This window comes from Bacillus sp. KS1 (genome assembly GCF_020075515.1).
In the GTDB taxonomy this organism is placed as follows: Bacteria; Bacillota; Bacilli; order Bacillales; family Bacillaceae; genus Bacillus; species Bacillus velezensis.
Window position 1 is genome coordinate 453,628 of record NZ_JACAWW010000004.1, and the last position, 24,357, is coordinate 477,984.

The window sequence follows — 24,357 nt, forward strand, 5'->3', positions numbered from 1 at the left end:
AAATCCTCCGTTCTAAGCTTTTGAATCGAATAATGTCAAACGGCTGACAGGCTTGCGCGCCGCTTGCGGCTCTTTATAATTCATATTCTCTTTTTCACCCGGCATGATCATATCAAATGCCCCGGAGATGAATTGTAAAGCCTGAATCGTGAGCTGTTTGTTCATCTCATTCACTTCTTTCAGACGGTCAAGAAGCGCAGACAAAGAGTGAAATAACCCTTCAAGCTCCTGTTTTTCACTGCCTGAAGTTCTGGAGATGCATGCAGCAATTGTATTGTCCTCACCGCGGCTGAGAAACTGAGAAGTTAACCTGATTCGTTCTTCCTCAGTCTGCCCGATTGCCTGAATATACTTTTGCTCTTTGGTCAATATGTTGGAGAGCTCTTTTGTTTTACCTGCTTTCAGCGCTTCCGTTTTCTCCTCAGACAGCGTGAGCAGATGTTCATGCAGTGCGCAAAGTCGCTTCAGTTGATCAATAATTGGCTTTGCTGACATTGGCTTTCTCCTTTTTATTGCTTTTTATAGAAATTCACTATGTTTTCAGCGATGCTGTTTGAATCTATTTTATATGTTCCGCTCTCTATATCCGCTTTAAGCTGAGCGATTTTTTCCTGACGTGTTTTAGTGACCGCATCTGACGCATTTTGAAGCTCTTTTGCATGAGAAGAAATTTCCACTTTGTCCTTCGGCTTTGCAGCCTCTTTTTGTACGGCTTGCTTTTCGTAATTTTTTTGATATGGATTAACGGATTGTGTTCCGTACTGATTGATTTTCATAGGATTCCTCTCGCTTTCTGTTCGCAGTCTAATCCTTTTATCGACTGCGTTATCAGTTAGTTTAGGGAATCAGGTGTTTTTGGTATTATAGGCATAGTATGTGTCTTTTGCACTGTTTTTCTCTTCGAATTCAGCGGCTGTTTTTTGGTTCATATGGTCTAATTGCGACTCAATATCTGTCTGACAGGACTTGCAAAATTTCCCCGTCCTGATTGGATTTCCGCACCTTTCGCAAGGATATGCCAAATTTGGAAGCTGGCTGATCTGAATCCTTTTTTGTTTGATAAACTTGAGGATCAGCTCTTCATCCACACCTGTTTCCTCAGTGATCTGCTGCATCGTCGACTGTCTGTTGATCTGCTTTCTCAAAAATTTATAGACGGTTTCAAATGCTTTTTCTTCTTCTTTAATACATGCCTGGCACACGGTCTGCAGGTTCGTTTTAAAAAATAAAGCATTGCATTTTGGACAATTTGCCAATTCACCCATCGTATTAACTCCTATTCCTTCTTTAATCTGCCTTATATTTCTATCAATTATATCGGCAGAAAAAAAGAATGATTTAGCTCCTGATTAAAGTAAAAGAGGCGACCGATGACGCTTTACCCGCTGTCAGCAGGACTTCGGCGGCTTGGTGAAGTGTGGCGCCCGTCGTATAAATATCATCTATTAAGATGACGTTCATACCTTCGGCGGAGTTTTCGGCTGCTGAAAACTTTTTTTCTGCGGACAGCCTTTCTGTTTTGCTCTTTTTGGATTGTTTTTCGTTGTTCAGTCGGATGAGGGGGGAAATGACGGGCATTCCGAGCAGAGAGGCCAGCAGCTCGGATTGATTGAATCCGCGTTCCGCCAGCCGTTCGCCGCTCAGCGGAATAGGGACGAGAGTATGTGTATTTGATGGATATGCCGCTTTAAAGCCGGCAGCAAAGTCACGTTCAAATGCTTGAATGATTTTCGCATCACCCCTGAATTTAAACCGGGCCAATGAGTCCTTCATCGCATCATTATACAAATATACCGAACGGTTTTGCCGCAGCAAAAAGCGCTTTTCCGTTTTTGATTCCCGGGCCGCACAATCAGCGCATTTTTCATTTGACTCCTGAGGCCTCCCGCATATACTGCATACGGGGCCTTCAATTTTTTCGAATTGGCTGCTGCATATGCTGCATACCTCTTGCTCGGGCGCCAGAGAAAACAGAGATCTCCAAGTCAATGAACTTGAAATTGGTGAGTCACACAATAAACAATTCAGAGATATTACGCTCCTTCCCGAGTTTCACAGAACTCGCTTGGATTAACCGAAACAATCGCCGCTGATTCAGCCAGAATGACAAGCAGCGCCGTATTTTTCTGTTTATCAACTATCTCTGCTTTTGCATAAGCAACTTTCTTTTTATCTGTAACATATGCCGGTTCAGCCCGGTTTAGTGAAAGTGCCAGTACATCATTTTTGCATACCCGGCATGTGCATTTCATATGAAGCTTAGGCATATGGCGGTCGAGAAGTTCCTTTAATATGATTTCTTTAGAATTGACAAGCATGCTGACAGCTCCTCATAGGAAAGTATGAGTATACTGTATCACGTTTTCTGAAATTAACTAGTCCAACAATTTACTTTTTTGTGCCAATTTGTTCATATGTTCAATATGTTTTTTTGCTTTTTTCATTCCGTTTGTAATTCCGAAATGAAACATGACGACATCACCGCTGAAATGTTTATAATGCCTTCCCGTTCTGCCTGCGATCTGTACGAGCGCGCTCTCAGTAAAGATAGGTGCTTCTGCGCCGAGGACACATGTCTGAACTTTGGGCACGGTAACCCCTCTTTCTAAAATCGTAGTCGTTACCAGCAGGTCAAGCCGGCCGTCTCTGAACCGTTTCACTTTATCCTTTCTGAATGTGTCTTCCGCATGTACGCCTTCTGCCCGTATGTTTAATTTCTGAAAATAATCCGTTGTCTTTTTCAATACGTGTACAGACGGAACGAATAAGAAAACAGGCAGCTGTGATTGAAGTTTTTGGCAAACCCAATCCGTTACAGAGCGCGGCAGTTTTCCTTTCTGAAGCTTCTTCTTCCAATTGCCGCACCACAAAAAATGCGGCTCCGGGAGGGGTTTCCGATGATATCTGGCCGGTATGCGGACGCTTTTCAGCAAACCTGCTTCAGCCTTCTTTTTTAATGTATCTGAAGGAGTTGCCGTTACATAAACAAGGGCGCTGTTTTTCTTCCTCGCTTTATCAACAGCGAATCTTAATGTCTCATCGGCTGAAAAAGGAAACGCATCTACTTCATCTATTATCACGACATCAAAAATGTCTCGGTAGCGCATCAGCTGGTGAGCTGTTGAAATCATCAGCGGAGTCAAGCGGCCTTTGTCCTCGCTGCCGCCGTACAAAGCAGAAACTTCGACTTTCTCAAATGCTTTTTTCAGTCTCGGCAGCAGTTCAAGTACGACATCTGTACGCGGAGTCGCGACACAGACACGCAAACCGTGATTCAGCGCAAACTCGATACCCGGAAACAGCATCTCTGTTTTCCCCGATCCGCAAACCGCCCATACTAAAAGCTCTTGACTCTCTTTTATCGCATCTGTAAGCGCGGCGGCCGCCCGCTTCTGCCCGTCTGTCAGTGTTCCTTCCCAAGAAAGCTTTACAGGCTCCCAGCTGTTTTCAGGGGCTTGATTCCAAGAATATAATGATGTCTGTTCATCAGCCCTTCCCATCATGCAACAGGCACGGCAATAGGTAATCTGCCTTTTGGCAGAGGACGCCCAAAATGCCGCAAAGCAGGCTTGATCAGACTGACCGCATCGTTGGCAGACGTAACGGTTTTTCCGGCGGATGATTGACGGCTCGGCCGTTATATACTCTTTTTCTATAAAACCGTTGATGCGCTGATCTGAAAACGGTATCTCAGATCTCAATAAATGCCGGCCGTAAAAGAAACCCCGCACCTCTGAAAATTCTGAATCACCTTCGGACATCTCCCTGCCTCCTTTCTGCTCAAAGTATGCCTTGTCGGGAACCCACTTGTCGAATTGCCAAAATTAAAAAATAAAAAAATCTCCGCCCTTGAAAACGGAGATTTTCACTTAGTTTTTAAAGCACCAGCCGATTCCGATGGCGCCTTCGCCCAAATGGGTTCCGATCACGGCACCGAAATAGCTGTTATAGAATTCGACATGAGGATACTTACCGCTTAACTCCTGTATAATATCCGCCGCATCTTCTTCCCTGTTTGCATGGATGACAGCGGCCCGCATCGGGATTCCTTTACTTGCATCTTCCCCAAACAGCTCAAAAATTCTCGAAATCGCTTTTTTGCGTGTCCGAATCTTCTCAAAAGGAACAATTACCTTATTGTCAAAATGAAGAATAGGCTTTACCTTTAACAGACCGCCGATAAAAGCCTGAGCACTGCTTAGACGCCCGCCCCGCTGGAGGTGTGATAAATCGTCCACCATAAAATACGCACGGACTGTTTTTTTCATTTCTTCCAGCTCTTTTATAATCTCTTCCGGTGAGTCAACACCGTCTTTAATGAGCTGTGCTGCCTTTAATGCATAAAAACCTTGTGCCAAACAGCTGATCTCTGAATCAAAGGGATAAACTTTAATATGATCAACCATAGTGTTTGCCGAGGCGGCGCTGTTATATGTTCCGCTGATTCCGCTGGACAAATGTATGCTTATGACTGCATCATATGTTTTGCTCAGTTCTTCGTACAATGCGATTAATTCACCGAAAGAAGGCTGAGACGTAGTCGGCAGCTCATCATAATTTTTTACTTCTTTATAAAAACTTCTCCAGTCGAGTTCTGTTTCTTCGCGGAATGTTTTTTCACCGAAAACCACTTGGAGAGGGATCATATGAATATGATGTTCTTCTCTCATCTCTTTCGGAATATATGCTGTACTGTCTGTTACAACTGCAATCTTCATCACTTTACCTGCCTTATTAAGTACTTAATAAGTATTTTAATAGATATGCAGCTGTAAAAAAAGACTTGCCATAACAGGCAAGTCTTCTCACACATGACTAACGCATCTCTACCCAGCCGTTTTTAATGGCCACGACAACGGCTTGTGTCCGGTCATTAACGTTCATTTTCTGCAAAATATTACTCACGTGATTTTTCACTGTTTTCTCACTGATAAACAATGATTCACCGATTCCGCGGTTGCTTTTTCCGTCTGCAAGCATTTGCAGCACTTCACATTCCCGTCTCGTTAATATATGTAATGGTCTCCGGATTTCCGGGTAAACCTCATGCTGAGGATGAGCAGAAACTCCGCTTGTCGCAAGACGGCGGAATTCGTTGACAAGATTGTGGGTTACTTTCGGGTGAAGGTAAGAACCGCCCTCGGCTACCACTTTCACTGCTTCGATTAAAGTATCTGCGTCCATCTCTTTCAGGAGATAGCCTCTTGCACCTGTTTTTAAAGCATGAGTCACATAGTTTTCATCATCATGGATGGAGAGGATAATCACCTTAGATTCAGGGTACAGCTCAACAAGCTGTTTAGTAGCCTCTACACCATTTACATTCGGCATATTAATGTCCATTATGACAACATCGGGATGATAATGCTCGACGATTCGAGCCGCCTCATCTCCATCGTCACCTTCTGCTACCACTTCAAAGGTAGGTTCAAAATCCAATATTCTTTTTACACCCTCACGGAATAGTTGATGGTCGTCGATAATAACAATATTTACTTTAGTCACACGCTACGCCTCCTTATCCTATTGTTCTATATACGCCGCTGTTCGGTCAATATGTCTTTTGGCTCTATTTAACAAATTATAGGCCGAGAGATAACGGAACCTTAATCATGATAAATGTCCCAAGACCTATTTTAGAGTCTATCGTTATCGTTCCTTCAAGCAGATCTACTCTTTCTTTCATTCCCAGCAAGCCGAATGACTTGTTTTTCTTTTGTTTAGCATCCTTAATATCAAAGCCTTTTCCATTGTCCTTAATGATGAGAACGACAAAATCAGCGGTTACTTCCACTTTTACTGTAATTTCCTCTGATTCTGAATGCTTGAGTGCATTTGTGACGGCTTCCTGAGCGAGACGGAAAAGCGCCACTTCAAATTGCGGGGCAAGCCTTTGGTTCTCCGTGTCTCCGATGCACTGAAAATGTATTTTCACCTTTCCGTTGTATTCTTCAGTTGTATAAAGATATTTTCTCAGTGTCGGAATCAGCCCGAGATCGTCCAATGCCATCGGTCTTAAATCATATATAATCCTTCTGACTTCGTAAAGGGCATTCCGCACATTCTGCCGTAGATTTCTGATTTCCTGAAATCCGTCCTCCGTGCCGCGGTCGCGGAAGATCCGTTCAATTAATTCCGATCTCATCATGACATTTGCCAGCATTTGCGCGGGACCGTCATGAATTTCTCTGGAAACTCTTTTTCTTTCTTCCTCTTGGGCTTCAATGATTCTTAAACCGAAATCTTGTTTAGCCTGCGCATCGGCAAGAAGAAGCCCTACTTGGCGAAGGTCTTGATTCAGGTAATTCAGAACGACGGTTATTTGGCTGACTAATGATTCTGACCGTTCAATGATTTCCTGAAGCCCCAAAAGCCGGCGTTCTAAATCATCTCTGCGCTCCCGCAGCTGCTTTTCACGCTGCTGGATCATCGTCAGTTCCACTTGAAGTTTGTGCGCCTTTTCATAGGCGTTGCGAATTTCTTCTTCGCTGAACTTATGGAAATTTCTGCTTACTTCAGACAAGCGGTTTCGTGCGTGCCGCGTATGAACTTCAAGTTTGTCGCCCAGCTCAATGACTTCGTACACCTGCTGTTTGATCTGTTTGAGTTCTTCAACCAGCTGCTCATATTGCTGGCGCGACTGCTCTCCGATTTGAAAAACCTCGTCCTTGCTCCCGTCCACGGTTTTCAGCATTTTCATAAGTATAGAATCCAAAACTTTGGAGTCCATCTTCGATTTATTCATCTGTCTCCCTCCGTAACGGTGTTGTTATGTATTTTTATTATAAATGTAATTGAACTGCAATTTATGTCGAATTATAATGAAAGAATGCGTATATTCTAGAAAAAAACATTTTTATATAGTATCTTACTCTTTCATGATACCAAAATATGCGCAAAAATTCTAAAGTCTGTTCGAATTTGTAGAAACAAGTCTTTTAATGCTTGTCAGGAGGGTCCAGCAATCATGCTGCACAGCTATTTAACAGTTAAAGAAACGGGTGAACATGAGATTGTGATTGAAAAATCGCGTTTTATCTGTCACCTGAGCCGTGCTGCTTCTGAAGAGGAAGCGCAGGAATTTATACAAAAGATAAAAAAACAGCACTGGAATGCGACTCATAACTGCTCAGCTTATCTGATCGGCGAAACCGACCATATACAAAAGGCGAATGATGACGGAGAACCAAGCGGCACAGCCGGCGTCCCCATGCTGGAAGTGCTGAAAAAACGCGGTCTGAAAGATACCTGCGCGGTGGTTACCCGGTATTTCGGCGGAATAAAGCTCGGTGCAGGCGGATTGATTCGTGCATATGGGAAGTCAGTGTCTGAAGGCTTAAATCATATAGGAGTTACGGAGCGGAAGCTGATGCGGATTATGCATACATCAGCGGATTATACGTGGCTCGGCAAGATAGAGAACGAACTGAGAGAATCAGTTTTTTTACTGAAAGATATCCATTATGCGGATCATGTCGAATTTGAAACGTACGTTGAAGAAAAAGACAAAGACGAGTTTATAAAATGGATGACAGAACTGACGAACGGCAAGAGTAAGAATACAGAGGGAGAACTGACGTATTTAGAAACAGACGTCAGCCCTAAAGGAGACTAATGTAATGGCTGAACGTGTAAGAGTGCGTGTTCGAAAGAAAAAGAAAAGCAAACGAAAGATCATATTCAAACGGATTTTGCTGCTGCTTACCCTCGTTTTGTTAGTCGCTGCCGGGTTTGGCGGATACAAAGTATACAAAACGATCAATGCGGCAGATAATGCATATGATGCCCTTTCCCGCGGAGACAAATCAAAACTTCGGGATAAAGTCATCGATATGAAGAAAAAACCGTTCTCCATTTTGTTTATGGGAATCGAAAATTATGCCACAAGCGGAAAAGGCGGACGATCAGACTCTCTTATTGTCGTTACCCTTGATCCGAGAAATAAAACAATGAAAATGCTGAGTATTCCGCGCGATACGCGGGTGACGCTTGCCGGCGATACAACCGGTAAAAAATCAAAAATCAATGCGGCTTTTGCTAAAGGCGGGGCGGATGAAACCGTCTCAACCGTCGAAGACTTATTAGGCATACCGATTGATAAGTATGTCACTGTCGATTTTAACGGCTTTAAAGATGTTATTGATGAAGTCGGCGGAGTTAATGTAAAAGTGCCGTTTGACTTCGACGAAATGAGTGACGTCAGTAAAAAGAAACGGATCTACTTCAAGAAAGGAAACATGCATTTGAACGGTGAGCAGGCTCTGGCTTACGCGCGGATGAGAAAGCAGGATAAGCGCGGAGACTTCGGCCGGAATGACCGCCAAAAGCAAATCCTAAATGCACTGATCGACCAAATGTCTAAAGCTGGAAATATTGCTAAAATCGATAAAATTGCTGAAACAGCAAGCAATAACGTCCAAACGAATATCCGAATCACTGAAGGACTCGCCCTTCAGCAGATTTACAGCGGCTTTACCAGCAAAAAGATTGATACACTGACTATAACAGGATCAGATTTATATTTAGGCGGCGGCGGAACCGCGTCTACAGGCGGAACATATTATTTCCAGCCGGATCCGACCAATCTCGAAAAAGTACGGCAGGAATTGCAGAAACATCTGGATTACCCGTCCGGAAGCAGCACGGCGTCCGATCCTGCTTCTGACAGCACAGGAACGGACAGTACGACTGATTCGACTTCCGGCAGCACAGGAACAGACGGCACGACTGATTCGACTTCCGGCAGCACAGGAACAAGCGGCACAACCGATTCAACCAACGGTACTGCAGGTGCAAACGGTACGGACAGCACACAGTCCGGCGGCACAACAGGCTATTAAGAGTAAACCCGATCCTTTGAGCAGGATCGGGTTTTTTTATATAATAAGAGAATAGCAGAATCCACAAAAAAGCAGACCATTCGCATGATCTGCTCTTTTTAATTTTTCTTTACCAATCTCTTGTAAAACTTGGTAAATGGTTTAAATTGTTCATTTACTAACCCTGTGACCTCTGCTATGATTTGCATAAATACAATCAATACAAAAATAATAAACAGCGAAAGCCATATGGTCGCGCTTTTCAGCAGGATGGCACTGACGCTGAAAATAAAGCCGATTAAATAAATGATAATGACAGCCGTGCGGTGTGACAGCCCGAAGGCCATCAGCCGGTGGTGTATATGTGACTTATCAGGCGCTGAGATCGGCTGTTTGTTTAAAATCCGCCTGATGACGGCGAATGTCGTATCAAAAATCGGCACGCCCAAAATGATGATCGGAATGATGATACTGAATAAAGTAACACTTTTATAAAGACCCAATAATGAGAGTACTGAGATGACGTATCCGAGAAAGAGCGATCCGGTATCTCCCATAAATATCTTTGCCGGGTGAAAATTATAAAATAAAAATCCGAGTGTGCTTCCTATCACGACAAGTGAAAGTGACAGAATAAGGATTTTCCCTCCGGACAACGCCATAACGGCGATAGTGGAGAGTCCGATGACCGACAGGCCGGCAGCGAGTCCGTCCAAACCGTCAATCAGGTTCATCGCGTTCGTAATACCGACGATCCATAACACAGTCAGCGGGTAAGCGACCCATCCCAATTCTAAACGTTCCGTTAAAAACGGTACGGAGAAAAAGTCCATTTTCAGTCCCGTGCTCACAATCATAATGGCCACGGCCAGCTGGACGAAAAACTTTACCTTTGCGCTTAATTGGTATTTATCATCAAGGATTCCTAAAATAACAATAATAAACGCACCCACTGTAATGGCGGTCATTTTCGTTTCATTATATATGCCGGCAGCGAGCACACCCGCCGCTACGCCGATAAAGATGGCCAAGCCGCCCATACGGGGCATTATTTTATCATGTACTTTTCGGTTGCTGGGCTGGTCAACTGCACCTATTTTGATCGCAATTTTTTTTACGATAGGAGTTAGGATTAAAACCGTTAGCAGAGAGACAAAAAACGCAACAACTATGCGAAACATGCGTTCGTCAAGCATAAAGAAGTCTCCTTTGGAATTATATGAAGTCTTTTCTGATATTGAACCGTTCCTTCCATTATAATTCTTACTAGTTATTATAACAAGCATCATCAAAAAGAAACACGCAAATCAAAAAATGCGCTTTCCCTTTTAATGGGATTGCGCATTTTTCAATATACCCGTGCATTCGAGCATTCGGCCGAATAAAACATTCCAATCCCGTCTCCGGGCCAATTCACGGCGCAAAGCCTCGTATGATCCGCTGCGGTCCGCTGCCAGAAGCGCGTCGCACGCCGCGATGAAATCTGCGGGGTCACTGCCTTCAACGTATTCATAGACGAAAGGCCTTTTGATTTTTGACGTAGAAGAAAGGTTGCAGCCGACAACCGGTTTCCCGGCGGCTAAAAATTCAAAAAGCTTAAGCGGAAATACCGCGTCATTATAAGGTGAATTTTTATACGGCATGATGCCAATGTCGACAAGCTGCATATAGGACGGCACTTCATTCGGCGCGGCAGGTCCCGTCCAGATGACATTCGGGCGTTCCAGAAGCGACTTGAAATCCGGATCGTCCTGAGCCGTGTTCGGGCCTACCAATAAAATCGTCCAGTCAGGCCTCAACTCTGCCGCTTCCGCCATAAGCGCAAAATCGAGCTTCGGTTTGATTCCGCCGATAAAACCGAGAACCGTTCCGTTCCGTCCCCGTAAAATGTCTTCATCCGGCTGTTTATTTTCCCGTGAAAACAGGTCATATTCCACTCCGTTTTCAATGGTGAACACTTTCTGGTGCGGGTTCTCCAGCCTTTTTCCGACCTCCTGGTGCAGACAGTCAGATGTACACGTAATGGAATCGGCACGCTGAATGATTCTCAATTCCGCTTGTTTAATGATGTTTCTTCTAACATTTGACAACACCCCGGACCGGCCGCTGATCGGAGCGGCCCACAGATCACTGCAATCATAAATCACTTCATCCCAAGGAAACAGATCTGCCAGAAGCGGAAAACCGGGGAAGGTGTACCATAAGCAGCAGCGGGCCCCTTCTCCTTCTTCCTTCAGCATGTTCACCAATGGTGAAAGCTTATGCCTGTAGCACATGTCTGTATACCTGCCGAAGCGGAAAGCTTTTTGCTGCATGATATCCTTTACAGTGAACTGCCGGATTCCCTCGGCGATCCCGGCCATCTGACCATCATTGGCTCGCGGAGACGGGCATACCCAAATGACGCTTTTCGTTTCTTTTTGCCGGGCGAGAAATTCAGCCAGCCGGTGCCGTCTGTATCTCAGCCGGTCATGCCCCCATTCCGCCGCTCCGACGATTACGTGAATAATCGGTTCCACCTTCATCACCCAGCTCCTCTGACGCCTACAGTCTTTTCATGACCGCGTTTTTCGCATATTGCATAAAACACCACGAAGCCTTGATAAAGTGCAGGCGCTCAATTTCTCTATAAACAAACCACGTTTTTTTTGCGGCTTTCCACTTGTTGCTTGAAATCGAATTCTGCACAAGCCTGTATTCTGAAAGGCACTCATTCAGGCCGTAAGCCGTAAATCCCCTTTTCAGCAAGGAAAGCCATGTCGCTAAATCCTGCCGCGTTCTGATATCAGGCATTTGAATCTGCCCCGTCTGCTCTCTGTCAATCATGACCGTTAAACATCCGATAATCGTGTTTTTTAAAGCTTCATCATATGACAGGCTTTCAGGAGCTTGAATCGTTTTGTCCGTCGGCGTTCCGTCCTGCTCCATGACGCTGTAGCCCGTAAATGAAAAAGCGCAGGACCGCTCTGCCATAAACGCAAGCTGTTTTTGAAGCTTTTCCTTTTTCCATCTGTCATCGCTGTCCAGAAATGCGACATAACGGCCCTTGGCATGTTTAAGGGCTGTATTTCTGGCAGCCGCGGCTCCCCCATTTTTATCTAAATAAACGACGCGGATCCGCTCATCCTTTTGTTCATATTGCCGTAAAATATCTCTCGTTCCGTCCGTTGAACAGTCATCCGCAATAATCATTTCCCAATGCGGGTGGCTTTGATGTAAAACAGACTGAATCGTGTCTTCGATATATTCACTTGCGTTATAAGACGGTGTAATGACAGATACGAAAGGTTTCCAGTTTGTCATGGTCACATCTCCATCGCAGATTTTTACAAGGACTCTCTAAAAAACTCAGGAATGACAATGAACATAAATGCAACTGCAATGCCGATTAAAACGCCCAGAACCGCTTTCTTTTTCGGCGGCATGCCTTGTCCCGCCGTTTCATTCATCGGCTCTGAATTGATGATGCCGGCCGCTTTCAGGTTCAGCTGCGTATTTTTCAATTCGTATAAAAATCGTTCCTTATCCACTTTGGCGTCCGCGCTGACGGTTTCTCCTTTAAGCGCAGCAATACTCTGCCGCACTACTTTTGCCCGTTTTTCAAACAGGTCCTGATCATTCTTCAGAAAAGTTGTTATGACGGCTTGAAACACCGATTCAGTATCCTGTTTGTTTTGGCCGCTGTAGCTGACCGTGATCAATGAATCTGATTGTGTTTCGACAGTCAGTTGACTTTTCACGGCCGCTCTTTCTTCATCTGTTTTATCAGGCAGAGCCTGCTTTAAAAAGGCATCGCTCGTCAAAAGGAGCGGGATTTCTTTTGTATTGTTATAAAGCGGATGATCATAGTTTCCCGCGGCGATCGCGGCTTCTGATGTAAAACTGCTGTTTCCGCTGATTTTTGACGGCAATACATATCCCGCCGCCCCTAACACAACGGGCAGCGCAATGATCCAAATGATATTCTTTTTGATACGGCGGGTTATTCTTGTCAACATATCCTTCATCTCGCATCTCCCTGTTTTTCATAGTACGCCGTGACGGCAGGCTCCTTTTGTAAACGCCTCAATATATTGACCGCCGCGATCACGAGCGAGAGAAACACCCAGTGGAAAAATAAATTTGATACGGAGCTTGGGCTGATGCTGCTTACCAAAAAACCGGCCATCGCCGTGATAAGTCCTTCTGTGATCAGTCTTGACTGATTTTCCGATTTTCTTTCATGACATTTATAAAGTGTCCAAAAAAGGAACAAATAGACTGTCAGGTAACCGAGCATCGTAAGCACGCCGAAGTTCGCCATAATCTCGACGAGCCAGTTGTGCACCTCAACTACGCCGCCCGTATTATAAACGGGCTCCGCTTTTAAATAATACGAGACGTTTCCGGCACCCACTCCGAACCCCCAGGAATCAATCACATAGTGAAAGGCGTTTTTTAAAAGATTCGCCCTCGCGAGGTTGGAAGGAAGCGGTTGCTGTCCCGGCATCGCCTGCGGAGCTGAAAACAGATTCAAGACGCCGTTGGTGATACGGCCCGCAAATAAAACCGCAAACAGCGCCGCACCCGCTCCCGCAGCGTACAGCGCGAGTTTTTTCAACAGGGAAGGCAGCAGGATGAAGACGTATACAGCCGCCCCCGCGCATATGCCCAGCAGACTCGCGCGCGAACCGGTCAAAATGATTAAATACAAAGCGCTGATCGCAAAGAGCAGGCTGACGGCCTTCACATAGCCGTTTTTCATATTTTTCACCGCCGCTGCATACAGAAAGAAACTGATGCACAAAAAGGTGGCGAAATCATTTTGATTAAAGAAAACGGACGTCGGATAATGCTGTTTGTATTGCGGGCCGTTATAAAGCGTGGAGCTCGGCAGATGGTGGTGTGTAAAATGGTTGTAAAAGCCGATCGCCATCACAAAAATGGTCATCACAAGCCATATGCCGTAAAAAATCATCAGCTGATCAAAGCGCTGAATGAACATGACAATGAGATAAATCAGAAACATGCCCATTCCCATTAAAGCTAAATATTTAATCCCGTACGTCACGGATTTTGCCCACAATAACGATAGGAGACCGTATGTAAACCATAAGGCGAAAAACATCAGAATCCCTTTTACATTCACCCGATTCCATCTGTCAATATGATGACGGTTTGTCAGGATGCCGGCGATGTGAAGGGCGCCAGCTCCGATTAATAACAGCCGGTATATAAATAAGCTGAAAAATCCGAGATGAACCGCAAAGAAGGCCTGGTTTAAAAATGTACACGCGATCAGTATATAAATGAGCCCCATAAACATCTGACCGTTTGTTGTAAAGGCGGATAGCAAAGCAAGTCCGGCAATGCCGATCATGGCGGCAAGCAGCAGCACGGTGATTTTTCCGAAGCCGGCATCCGCCCTGACCGCCTCCAGCATGATAAATCCTCCTGTAATGAGAGCGGCAAGCAGCACAAGAACATGTGCCGCTGAACGTTTGATACTCACATGGCAAACCCCTTTCCAAAACCGGCAGCCGAGCCGGGCTGCCGAGAGCCTGAAGACAAATCTTTTTCTATCTTGCCAGTTCTTTTATTTGCCGATCGGCATGAACCGCCGGACGTCCGACGGAATGATAAGTGAATCCTGAAACCCTCATATACTCCAACGGAAACATATTTCTGCCGTCAATGATGACCGGCTGTTTGAGCAGCTGCTTCACTCTCTGAAGATCCATCTCCTTGACTTCCGGCCAATCTGTTGTAATCAGGCATGCGTCCGCGTTTTTGATGGCACTGTACAGCTCTGTGTGATATTCAATGCCGCCGTCTCCTAATATCGCTGACGCTTCGGGAATCGCGATCTGATCATACGCTTTCACGTGAGCGCCCTGCTCTTTAAGACTTGTGATGATATCAAGAGCCGGGGCGGAGCGGACGTCATTTGTGTGCGGTTTAAAGGCCAGCCCCAGTACGGCCACGGTTTTCCCTTTTAAGGGACCGATGGCGCGGTTCAATTTTTCCGTAATACGGACCCGCTGCTTCTGATTGGTTTCAATGACGGCTTCCATCATTTGAAACGGATAGCCGGCGGCGTTTGCGATATGCAATAAAGCCGTTGTATCCTTCGGAAAGCAGGATCCGCCGAATCCGATGCCCGCCTGCAGAAATTTATTCCCGATCCGGCTGTCAAGACCGACGCCTTCTGACACGTGGGAAATGTCCGCCCCGACACGTTCGCAAATATTGGCGATATCATTAATAAAAGATATTTTGGCGGCTAAAAAAGCATTTGCGGCATACTTAATCATTTCCGCGCTTTCAAGATTGGTCTTTACGATCTTCGTACGGAACGGCTTATGAAGCTCTTCAATGACCGAAGCGGCATGTTCGCTTGTGGCGCCGATAACCGCCCGCTCCATCTGCATCGTATCCCGCACCGCCGAACCTTCGCGGAGGAATTCAGGATTTGACGCGACATCAAACGGATATTTTCCCTTTGACGCTTCGCTGACGATTTGGTAAACGAGCTTTCCCGTCCCGACCGGAACAGTGCTTTTGGTGACAATGATTTTGTATCCGTTCAGCTGTTCTCCGATTGTTTGCGCCGCTGCCTTAATGTGGGTCAGATCGGCTTCACCCGTCTTTGACATCGGCGTACCGACGGCGATATAGATGATATCAGCGGCTTTCACAGCCGGCCCAATATCGGCCGTAAAGGATAACCGCCCGGCACTGACATTTTTTTCGGCTAATTCCTCAAGCCCCGGTTCATATATCGGGATGACTCCGTTTTGCAAGCTTCTGATTTTCGCTTCATTGATGTCACAGCAAGTCACATGATGGCCGATTTCCGCAAAACAAGTTCCAGATACAAGACCTACATACCCTGTTCCTAATACAGCGATTTTTTTCACAGCTTCATCCCTCTTTCGAAAGGTTCTCCTCTTGCCCGGCCCGGTTCATTACGGATCGGTATTTCTCTTTCAGTGCTTTCGCGTTTTGGCTTGCGTCAAAATACGTGCGGACGGTTTGATAAAGTTCCTCGGCTGTTTGCGGCGTCCAAGCCTCTCCTCCGTCATATTGCAGAATCGATTCTGCCAGCGTCTCAGGTGAACCCGGCTTGATCAGCAACCCCCGGTGTTTCCCGAATAAAGAAGCCAATCCTCCGACATCGGTGCAGATCACCGGCACCTTCAGAGCGAGCGCCTCAATGACCACAGTCGGCATGCCTTCGCTGTAGGACGGCAGCGCCATTACATCCGAGGCCAGCAGATAGTCCTGTACCTTGTCGTTCGGCACTTGCCCCGTGACGATATGAGCGGCTTCCCGCAATGAAGATGCGGCGGGACCGTCACCGACAAAGACGGCTTCATAATTTTCATCCAATGACTGAACGGCATTTGATAAGTCGAAAACGCCTTTCTCTTTGACAAGCCTGCCGATGAACACGATCAGTTTTTTATCCGGGGGAAGGCCGAGCCGTTTTCTGACGGCTTCTTTCGTCTCGTTCCTTTCTCGGAAGGCGTCAAGCGTGATGCCGATCGGAAGCACGCTGCACTCCGCTTCGATGAGCTTTTTCATTTGTTCCCGCAGACTGCCGCTCACAGCGTAAATATCGGCTGCTTCCCGCACCGCAAATGTAAATGCGCGATGAGCGCTTTTGCTGTAATGCGGATAGACATTGACATCACTGCCATGCAAGGTCAGCACATACGGGATGCCTAAAGCCTTTGACACAATGGCGGCCGCTCCGCCTGACGGCATGGCGAAATGCGCGTGAATCAGATCGGGCTTCAGGCCATGACTTTTAATCGCGGAAAGAACCGATAACGCCATTCTTTTATGCGGCTGCGCCCATTTCAGCTGCCCGGGAACCGCCTGATAAAACGGCCGGTGGACGGACACGCCTTTCCGCCATTCATGCGCCGGCCTGATATCCTTTTGCCGATACGTCTTTTTCAGCACCCGGAATGGCGCGGCGAGTTTCGGTCGCGGACAAATGACGGTCATCTCCGCGCCAAGCTTTCTCAGTTCTTGCGCCTGTGTTTCATGAAAAACGCCTTCCCCCGGCTTCTCACTGCTCGGATAGACACTTGTCATCCACAATACCTTCATAGCAAACGTCCTTTTCTTAATTTACTTTTCATATGCGGATAAGCTTTTCCTAACAGGAATAAATAACACAATGCGCCGCAGGCTACGGAGATCGCCAGACGCAGCTTGACATCAAGGCTGATGCGCTCCGTTCCGAAGCTGGCTGTAAAGGCGATGACACCCATTGCCGCCGTAAGCAGAAACGGTTTGGCTACGGCTTTGAAGTAAGCCGACAGCCGCAGCTTAATGACATATGCCAACAGCCAGCGCCCGATCAGGAAATTCAGGATGCTGATGAAAGCGTACGTCCAGGCTACCGTCAAGAGATTTCCGGACAGCACAGCGGCGTACAAAGATGCACCATACAGCAGCATCACCCCGGCGTCCCAATAAAACGCCAGATCGGCCCGCCCTTTTGCGAGCAGCACAGATCCGTTCGGATTCATCAGGACCCTTAAAATCCCGACGATGGCGAGAACGTTTAAAACCGGGACAGCCGCCAGCCATTTTTCTCCGAATACCGAAGCCACGAATGCATCCGACACTGAAACCAAACCGAGCAAAAGCGGAAAGGATATCAGCGCGAGTATTTTGGTCATATTAAGAAATCCTTCTCTGATAACGCTGTTTTCATGCTTGTTTTTCGCAAAGACGGGAAATGCGACTCTCGTAATGATCGGATTAATTTTTAATACCGGAAGCGTGACAATCTGGTAGGCCAGATTGTAAATGCCGAGCGCCTCGGCGCCGATAAAACTGCCGATCAGAATCATATCAATATTCGCTCCGAGCCGGTTCACAAGCCGGGAAGACAGCTGAAAGGCCCCGAAAGAAAAGAAGCCTTTCATTCCTTTCAGATCAAAAACGAACGCCGGTCTCCATGTTTTTCTGCAGGACATCCAGTACAGAATGCCTTTTGACGATTGCAGCAGCACCTGGGAAATCACATAGGCGAGAATCGGGTCCGTATAAAAAACCGCAGCCGCCAAATACACGAAGGACAGCACATTTGAAAAGATTTCAATCTTGCTTAGCGTGTTAAATGCCAGCGCTTTTTGCAGCATATACTGGTATTGCTGACCGATCGGCGCGATTAAAAACATGACGGCCAGCACGCGGATTAAATAGACAAGCTCCTCCCGCCGATAAAAATCGGCGATGAGCGGACTGCTGAAAAACAGCAGCGCAAACAGCGCAAGCCCCGTTATGATATTCAGCCAGTACAAGGAAGACATCTGTTTATCAGTCACATGATCTTTTTGAATGAGCGCGGCGCCAAAACCCATATCAAGCGCAATTTGGGCAAACACCACTACCGTTGTGATCATGCCGACAAGGCCGAATTCGGCCAGTGACATGACCCGCCCGAGCAGGGCGAATTGGACGATTTGAATGACCGTAATACACGCTGTCGAAATACTTGTCCATTTGGCGCCGCTCAAGATTTGATTTGTAATACTAGGCATCGTTTTCCCTACTTTTTGTCTGCTGACCAGAATTTTTATCGCGCCCCGTCACCGGTCCAGATCACTTTGCACGTTTTGAGCATAATCTTCAGTTCCAATGAAAAGGTCAGGTTGCGGATATAATATAAGTCAAACATCAGTTTTTCCCTCGGTGTCATGTCATATCCCCCGTTGACCTGCGCCCAGCCGCTTAATCCCGGCTTAACGGCCAGCCGCTCCGTAAACCCCGGAATCTCGGCCTGAAACTGTTCCGTAAACACGGGACGCTCGGGACGCGGGCCGATCAGGCTCATTTCTCCCCGAAGCACATTTAACAGCTGCGGCAGCTCATCAATACGGGTCCTTCTGATAAAAGCGCCGACCTTTGTCACGCGTGGATCCTTTTTCAGCGCCCAGACCGCCCCCGATTTTTCAGCATCTATTTTCATAGAGCGGAGCTTATACAAATAAAACTGCTTCCCGTCTTTGCCCACCCGCTCCTGCTTATAAAAAGCCGGGCCGGGCGACTCCAAACGAATCAGTATGGAGAACAGGCCCATCACCGGGAGCGCCGCCAAGAGCCCCGCAAGCGCAAACACAATGTCCATGAATCGCTTAAAAGCCAAATAACGGGCCGTTCTTTCCGTAACGGCAGCGGAAGTCCCCTGCCGCACTGCATAGTTATTATTTACATTCATGCTTTTCTCTGCTCCCACTGACACACACCTCACGATTTGTTGGGATGTTTGATGACCTATGCCGTGAGTTTAGCAGATGGATGTTAATTGGAAGTAAAGGAAGCGTTAATGTTTATTAGAATGTTTCGATTATTGTTTTTTTATTGTAAATCTATTCATATCCATATTTGAGACAAAGCATAATGAAAAATAAAAAAACAGACCGGTATGAACCGGTCTGTTTCCATGAAAAATATTATCTGAAATAGGAGGAAACGCCTTGGGTGATCCCCGCCGCGAGTCTGTCCTTTTTCGTTGATTGTTTTAAAATGTTGGCATCAATCGGGCTTGTGACAAAACCGGTTTCTAACAAGACACTCGGCATTTTAGAATACTTAATGACGTAAAATCCGGCAGTTTTCACACTGCGGTCACGCGTGCCGAGAGCAGAAACCATTCTCGGCTGAATATTTTGGGCAAGCCTCAGACTGTTTGCGGATTGGTACGTTTTATCATAATACGTCTCCGTACCGTTTGCACTGCTGTTATCATTTGCGTTCGCATGGACGCTGATGAAAATATCGGCGTTCGCCTTCGCCCCTTTGTTCACTCTCTCCTCAAGCGAGTCAAAGGTGTCGCCCTTCCTCGACATTACAGTAAGCGCGCCCGCCCCGTATAATTGATTGTTAAGACGCGTAGCGATATCAAGGTTCACATTTTTCTCAAGCAAGCCGTTTCCGGTTGCACCTGAATCCTGATAGCCATGCCCCGGATCAATAAAGACCGTTTTGCCGACAACCGGATTTTTAAGCTGCGACGCGGCATTGTTGCTTAAAGATGAAGCACTTCCTATGACGGTGAAGCTGGTGATGTTTTTACTTCCGATATACGTCCGGACGTCTTTTGACAGACTGTCTCCATTCGTCAGCAGGTGAACTCTTCCCTGTTTGGCGCTCAGCACGCCTCCGACGATGGTATCCGCCTCTTTAAAGCCATTGGTAACAAACGTATAGCCTGTGCTTAAGCCTGTCTTTTTTGCAAGATTCACAGACAGGTTATAGCGGTTTTTACCGCTGATTCTTGAAGGGTTCGGCAGTTTATTGTAAAGTGAGCTGCTGATGCTGCTTGTCCCGCCGATGACAATCGTGTTTTTAATCCCCAAGCTTTTGATCGCATTGGACGTAGAACCATTTAACGTTGAATCATTAGTGAATAAAATCGGATATTTTTTAGCGGACGCATAAGAAATCGCAGCCATTCCATCTGCATCAACAAACCCGTTGACCACAAGGGCTGTAGAAGATCTTGTCATTTCACCCGCCACTTTTGCGGCTGTGGCATATCTCGTGCTCCCTGATAACCGTTTGACACTGATGCCTAATTTAGCAATTTGATTTGCGGTATTTTTCGAAACGGCAGGTGTGCCGCCTACGATAATCACATTCTTCGTTTTTAAATCAATTAATCCCTTTTTTGTGCCGGCAGACAGCTGATCTTTATTTGTAAACAGCAGCGGCGCATTTTTTTGATATGCAAGCGGCGCAGCGGCAATTGCATCGGCATATGAAGTTCCGCCGGTGATAATGACCGTTTTCGCTTCACCCCATGATTGTTTTGCCGCCAGTACAGCCGTATCATACCGGGTGCTTCCGCCGATCCTTTTAACCGTGTTGTCAGCCAAAGCGGAAGGGACAAATAGAATGACCCCGAGAATAAAGACGGGGAGACATTTTATGATGAATTTCAATCCGATCTCCTCCACAGAAGTTTAGTAGTTTGTAAGTGCTGTATTAGGATAATAGAACGCAAGAATAGAAGTATACGGCTCTCCGGCCTCCGCTCTTTCTTTTGCTCCGTATTGACTCATTCCTACGCCGTGGCCGTATCCCTTTCCTGATATCGTGATTTGCGAAGAATTACCGGACGCACTGGCGTATGTGCTTTTAAAAGATGAAGCTCCGATCATCGTCCTGAGTTCAGACGCTTTCACCTCAACAGATGCAGTCTTGTTCATGACATAGCCTTTCGACTTGTCATTCACATGGTACGTGACCTTCACCGCGGCGTCTTCCGCGCGCTGGCCTTTTGTTTTTCCGGTGAGCGAGAGATCAGAGATGCTTGCAATTTTTATGGAACTTGCATTGGTTTCTTTATTTTTCATCAGCCAATTTTTTATTCCGTTGAGCTGCGCGGCATTTGCTTCGTTTGTTTTAGACCACCAGGATGCGGGATTTTTCATATCCAGACCCGCTGGCAGCTGCTGCTTCTGCAATGTTAAAGACCAGCTGATTTCCGGATCTTTTGTATCCTTTTTGGCTACTAAATACGGCACTTTCGATCCCCACACTTCATCGCCGGCTTCCATGTAACCGCCATTGCTTGATGAGTAAGTGGCATCTATCAATCTGCCGGAATAAGTGAGCACTTTCCCTTTTGTTCCGTTAACGGCTGCGGTGGCGTTTGGATACCAGCTGTATCCCCCGTAAACCTGAAAGGCCGTTGTATCCGCGACTGTTTGTCCCATCTTGCCGATAGAGTAGGTGCGGGCGGCAACAGCCTGGGCTTTCAGCGCTTCTGTCGGCCAGCTTCCCGGCATTTCATTCGGCAGGACACCTTTCAGATAATCCTCAAAAGGAATGTTTTCATTAACAGGTCTTACATATTTGCCGGATTCCGCAGTGAAACTCATATTCCCCAGATATGGCTTTCCGTCAATGCTGATTGTGTTTGCTGTTGAATATTTTTCAGGAACCGCCTTGAAAGACGTTTTTCCGCTGTTAATGCCTGCAACGCCTAATTTGCCGCCGGACGTTTCAATTCGGTACGTCTTTCCGTTTACGAGATAAAACTCTTTTGCGTAAGCAGCCTTAACTGAATCGGCAATTGAATTCGCGCTGCCTATTAATGTATAAGAATAGGTGCCTTTCTTTTTAAAAAGGCTGGCTTCGTCGGCCGGTGTTTCACTTTTTTTGATGTATACAAGCGGCATATGGTTTGCGGCGGCAATATTTGATCCGACAACGATGTCCGCTAATTTTGTCCCGTTGGCAGCCACCGTTTTGCTTGCATCCATGCCCAGCGAAGTGACTGCGTTTGCTGATATTTGATATCTGTTTGAGCCGGTAATTCTTTTGGTGACCGAGGCCTTCTTTTTAATTTGATTCTCCACATCTTTGCTGACGCTTGAAGTGCCTCCCATGATGATTACTTTTTTAGGCAGATTGTAGCTCGGGAGGGAATCTTTTTTCGTCAGGAGAATCGGATAGCCGTTCTGCGCGGCATAAGGCGCGATTGCCAGCGCATCCGTATATACATCCCCCGTTACTACGACCGCTTGGTCATAGCTGCCCATTTCGGCCGCAATATTTTTAGACAGATCATATCTGTTTTTTCCGCTGATCCGTTTCGTGCGGCCGTATTTCTTCAATGTCTTTTCCGCGGCTGACGAAATACTGTTCGTCCCGCCGATGATTAGAATATTATCCGGACTGAATTTCTTGATTTGCGCTTCTGTGCTGCTGCTCAGTTTTTTCGCTTCAGTCAGCAGAACAGGCGCTTTCAGTTTATTCGCTAAAGGAATGACGGAAAGCGTGTCCGCAAAATAAGCGTCCGTATTCACGACGACCACGTTGGACGGATTTTTCCAATACTTAGATGTCGCAGTGTTAGCCGTATCATATTTGGATGCGCCTCCTAATCTGACAACGGAGGAGACATCGCTTCCCGTCAGTTTATAAGTTCCTGAAGGTTCGATATTCAGAGTCGATTTATTACCAATATAATTCGTCAGTTTTACTGAAATATCAGAACTGGACGCAAAAGTGCTTTCCGGTAATAAAGCCAGGCTGAATATCACAGAAAAACAGACAGCCCATATTGTTTTCTTCAATTTTTATCCCGCCTTTTGCTGATCATGGTGTATTATTTTGCTTTCTCGATTTCCTTGATCTCTTTTTGGCCTTTATCATTTGTGAAATAAGTGATGCTGACTTTGTCATTTTCGCTGAATTTATTCAGAACATCAGAGAAGTCATCAGAAAACTCAAAGCTGACGGGCTGATCATCCACTTTTACTTCAATTGTGTGCGTATCCGCCATACCGACATAATATGCCGTTTCTTTTTGAGCCTGGGCCTCCGAAGAACCGCTTCCCTTCTTTGATTGATCCGCCGTTCCGCACGCTGCCAATACAATAGAAAAAAGCAGTATAAAGAACGAAGCTGCAATAGTTTTTTTCATTTTTTTCACCTCATCTTTATGTATCGTCTTATACTAACTTTTTTTTAAGGTAATTTTAAGGTCTTTTTGTAACCTTTTTTTTAAGAGTTTCGTCTATTACATGGTTATAAGTAAAAATATGACTAGGTTTATAAAGATTAGGAAATTTCATATGTAAGTTAATAGAAAAGGTGATGACAAATGAGAGCTGAACGAAAAAGAAAGAAGAAAAAAGTTCTTCTGACAATCGTAACAATCATCGGGCTGTTAGTTTTATCATCAGGAGGCTACGTCTACTACTTGTGGCACAAAGCAGCTTCAACGGTGGCAAACATTCAGGAAGACTTGAAAAAATCGGACAAACGTGACACGGATATAGATCTCGGAAAGAAGGACCCGATTTCTGTTTTAATCATGGGAGTCGATGAGCGGAAAAATGACAAAGGGCGCGCGGATACGATGATTTATATGACCGTCAATCCTAAAACGAATTCAACGGAAATGGTCAGCATTCCGCGTGATACGTATACGAAAATCTCCGGCAAAGGTACGATGGATAAAATCAACCACTCCTATGCTTTCGGCGGAACGCAGATGGCCGCGGATACCGTCGAGGACCTGCTTGACGTGCCGGTAGATTATTTTGTGAAAGTAAACATGGAGAGCTTCAAAGATACCGTGGATACACTCGGCGGGATTACGGTGAACAGCACGTTTGCCTTCAGCTACGACGGGCATTCTTTCGGAACGGGAAACATCAGCCTGAACGGCGAAGAAGCACTTGCCTACACCCGCATGAGAAAAGAAGATCCCCGGGGAGATTTCGGCAGGCAGCAGCGCCAGCGCCAAGTGATTGAAGGGATTATTTCTAAAGGGGCAAACATCTCGTCTGTCACGAAATTCGGAGATATGTTTAAGGTCATTGAAAACAATATGAAAACAAACATGTCATTCGATGATATGTGGACGGTTATGACTGACTATAAAAACGCCCGCAGCAAAGTCACTCAGCATGAACTGAAGGGAACGGGAACGAGAATCAACAATATCTATTATTACAAATTAGATGAAGCAAGCCTCGCTTCAGTCAAAAAAGAATTAAAAGAAAGCCTGAAATAA

At 46.0% G+C, this 24,357-nt stretch carries 24 protein-coding genes; 3 read left to right on the forward strand and 21 right to left on the reverse strand.

Translation table 11 applies throughout. The features are described 5' to 3' along the window. Nucleotides 1-12 precede the first annotated feature (12 nt). From HWY38_RS02650 to degS, 9 genes are all read right to left on the reverse strand, one after another. A complete protein-coding gene (locus HWY38_RS02650; protein WP_003151394.1) occupies nt 13-495 on the reverse strand; it encodes a flagellar protein FlgN in 483 nt (160 codons plus the stop codon). A 14-nt stretch (nt 496-509) separates the two neighbouring features. Continuing rightward, nucleotides 510-776, reverse strand: coding sequence for a flagellar biosynthesis anti-sigma factor FlgM (gene flgM / locus HWY38_RS02655; protein WP_003151393.1), 267 nt, complete (start codon nt 774-776; stop codon nt 510-512). 69 nt (nt 777-845) lie between these two features. Beyond that, complete coding sequence (locus tag HWY38_RS02660) at nt 846-1,265, reverse strand: TIGR03826 family flagellar region protein (protein ID WP_007614102.1); 420 nt, start codon at nt 1,263-1,265, stop codon at nt 846-848. A 73-nt stretch (nt 1,266-1,338) separates the two neighbouring features. Beyond that, complete coding sequence (locus tag HWY38_RS02665) at nt 1,339-2,028, reverse strand: phosphoribosyltransferase family protein (RefSeq protein WP_224181414.1); 690 nt, start codon at nt 2,026-2,028, stop codon at nt 1,339-1,341. A gap of 5 nt (nt 2,029-2,033) precedes the next feature. Next, on the reverse strand, nt 2,034-2,318 hold the full coding sequence (locus tag HWY38_RS02670; protein WP_003151389.1) for a late competence development ComFB family protein: 285 nt from the start codon (nt 2,316-2,318) through the stop codon (nt 2,034-2,036). 57 nt (nt 2,319-2,375) lie between these two features. Beyond that, a complete protein-coding gene (locus HWY38_RS02675; protein ID WP_224181207.1) occupies nt 2,376-3,761 on the reverse strand; it encodes a DEAD/DEAH box helicase in 1,386 nt (461 codons plus the stop codon). Between the two features lie 108 nt (nt 3,762-3,869). Continuing rightward, the gene (locus HWY38_RS02680; RefSeq protein ID WP_224181208.1) at nt 3,870-4,718 is read right to left on the reverse strand and encodes a DegV family protein; all 849 of its coding nucleotides are present in this window, start codon (nt 4,716-4,718) and stop codon (nt 3,870-3,872) included. A gap of 97 nt (nt 4,719-4,815) precedes the next feature. Beyond that, entirely contained in the window at nt 4,816-5,505 is a 690-nt protein-coding gene (degU, locus tag HWY38_RS02685) for a two-component system response regulator DegU (protein ID WP_003219701.1), read from the reverse strand. Nucleotides 5,506-5,581: 76 nt separating this feature from the next. Then, complete coding sequence (gene degS / locus HWY38_RS02690; protein WP_007407484.1) at nt 5,582-6,745, reverse strand: two-component sensor histidine kinase DegS; 1,164 nt, start codon at nt 6,743-6,745, stop codon at nt 5,582-5,584. Nucleotides 6,746-6,967: 222 nt separating this feature from the next. On the opposite strand from degS, the gene HWY38_RS02695 reads away from it, so the two are divergent. Together HWY38_RS02695 and HWY38_RS02700 are read left to right on the forward strand one after the other, a co-directional pair. Continuing rightward, nucleotides 6,968-7,615, forward strand: a complete 648-nt coding sequence (locus tag HWY38_RS02695; RefSeq protein ID WP_007614107.1) for a YigZ family protein — start codon at nt 6,968-6,970, stop codon at nt 7,613-7,615. 4 nt (nt 7,616-7,619) lie between these two features. Further along, nucleotides 7,620-8,840, forward strand: coding sequence for an LCP family protein (locus HWY38_RS02700; RefSeq protein WP_224181209.1), 1,221 nt, complete (start codon nt 7,620-7,622; stop codon nt 8,838-8,840). Nucleotides 8,841-8,938: 98 nt separating this feature from the next. On the opposite strand, the gene HWY38_RS02705 is transcribed toward HWY38_RS02700, so the two are convergent. From HWY38_RS02705 to HWY38_RS02760, 12 genes are all read right to left on the reverse strand, one after another. Then, on the reverse strand, nt 8,939-10,015 hold the full coding sequence (locus HWY38_RS02705; RefSeq protein ID WP_003151382.1) for a glycosyltransferase family 4 protein: 1,077 nt from the start codon (nt 10,013-10,015) through the stop codon (nt 8,939-8,941). A 132-nt stretch (nt 10,016-10,147) separates the two neighbouring features. Further along, nucleotides 10,148-11,344: a teichuronic acid biosynthesis protein TuaH gene (gene tuaH / locus HWY38_RS02710; RefSeq protein WP_224181210.1), complete on the reverse strand. Its 1,197-nt coding sequence runs from the start codon at nt 11,342-11,344 to the stop codon at nt 10,148-10,150. 19 nt (nt 11,345-11,363) lie between these two features. Further along, nucleotides 11,364-12,122, reverse strand: coding sequence for a teichuronic acid biosynthesis protein TuaG (gene tuaG / locus HWY38_RS02715; RefSeq protein ID WP_045209026.1), 759 nt, complete (start codon nt 12,120-12,122; stop codon nt 11,364-11,366). A gap of 23 nt (nt 12,123-12,145) precedes the next feature. Further along, nucleotides 12,146-12,826, reverse strand: a complete 681-nt coding sequence (gene tuaF / locus HWY38_RS02720; RefSeq protein WP_224181211.1) for a teichuronic acid biosynthesis protein TuaF — start codon at nt 12,824-12,826, stop codon at nt 12,146-12,148. Next, complete coding sequence (tuaE, locus tag HWY38_RS02725; RefSeq protein ID WP_224181212.1) at nt 12,823-14,310, reverse strand: teichuronic acid biosynthesis protein TuaE; 1,488 nt, start codon at nt 14,308-14,310, stop codon at nt 12,823-12,825. The genes tuaF and tuaE overlap by 4 nt, the downstream gene beginning before the upstream one ends. A 67-nt stretch (nt 14,311-14,377) precedes the next feature. Continuing rightward, nucleotides 14,378-15,718 carry a UDP-glucose 6-dehydrogenase TuaD gene (gene tuaD, locus HWY38_RS02730; protein ID WP_224181213.1) on the reverse strand — a complete coding sequence of 447 codons (1,341 nt, stop codon included), beginning with the start codon at nt 15,716-15,718 and terminating at the stop codon, nt 14,378-14,380. A gap of 4 nt (nt 15,719-15,722) precedes the next feature. After that, nucleotides 15,723-16,919, reverse strand: coding sequence for a teichuronic acid biosynthesis protein TuaC (tuaC, locus tag HWY38_RS02735; RefSeq protein ID WP_224181214.1), 1,197 nt, complete (start codon nt 16,917-16,919; stop codon nt 15,723-15,725). Next, the gene (gene tuaB / locus HWY38_RS02740) at nt 16,916-18,364 is read right to left on the reverse strand and encodes a teichuronic acid biosynthesis protein TuaB (protein WP_088461748.1); all 1,449 of its coding nucleotides are present in this window, start codon (nt 18,362-18,364) and stop codon (nt 16,916-16,918) included. The genes tuaC and tuaB overlap by 4 nt, the downstream gene beginning before the upstream one ends. Before the next feature lie 35 nt (nt 18,365-18,399). Next, nucleotides 18,400-19,059, reverse strand: coding sequence for an exopolysaccharide biosynthesis polyprenyl glycosylphosphotransferase (locus HWY38_RS02745; RefSeq protein ID WP_224181215.1), 660 nt, complete (start codon nt 19,057-19,059; stop codon nt 18,400-18,402). A 217-nt stretch (nt 19,060-19,276) separates the two neighbouring features. Continuing rightward, entirely contained in the window at nt 19,277-20,767 is a 1,491-nt protein-coding gene (locus HWY38_RS02750) for an N-acetylmuramoyl-L-alanine amidase (RefSeq protein ID WP_015418344.1), read from the reverse strand. A 21-nt stretch (nt 20,768-20,788) separates the two neighbouring features. After that, nucleotides 20,789-22,909 (reverse strand): SpoIID/LytB domain-containing protein, encoded by a 2,121-nt coding sequence (locus tag HWY38_RS02755; protein WP_224181216.1) that lies wholly within the window; start codon nt 22,907-22,909, stop codon nt 20,789-20,791. 32 nt (nt 22,910-22,941) lie between these two features. Then, nucleotides 22,942-23,259 (reverse strand): LytA, encoded by a 318-nt coding sequence (locus HWY38_RS02760; protein WP_224181217.1) that lies wholly within the window; start codon nt 23,257-23,259, stop codon nt 22,942-22,944. Between the two features lie 180 nt (nt 23,260-23,439). On the opposite strand from HWY38_RS02760, the gene HWY38_RS02765 reads away from it, so the two are divergent. After that, on the forward strand, nt 23,440-24,357 hold the full coding sequence (locus HWY38_RS02765; protein ID WP_224181218.1) for a LytR family transcriptional regulator: 918 nt from the start codon (nt 23,440-23,442) through the stop codon (nt 24,355-24,357).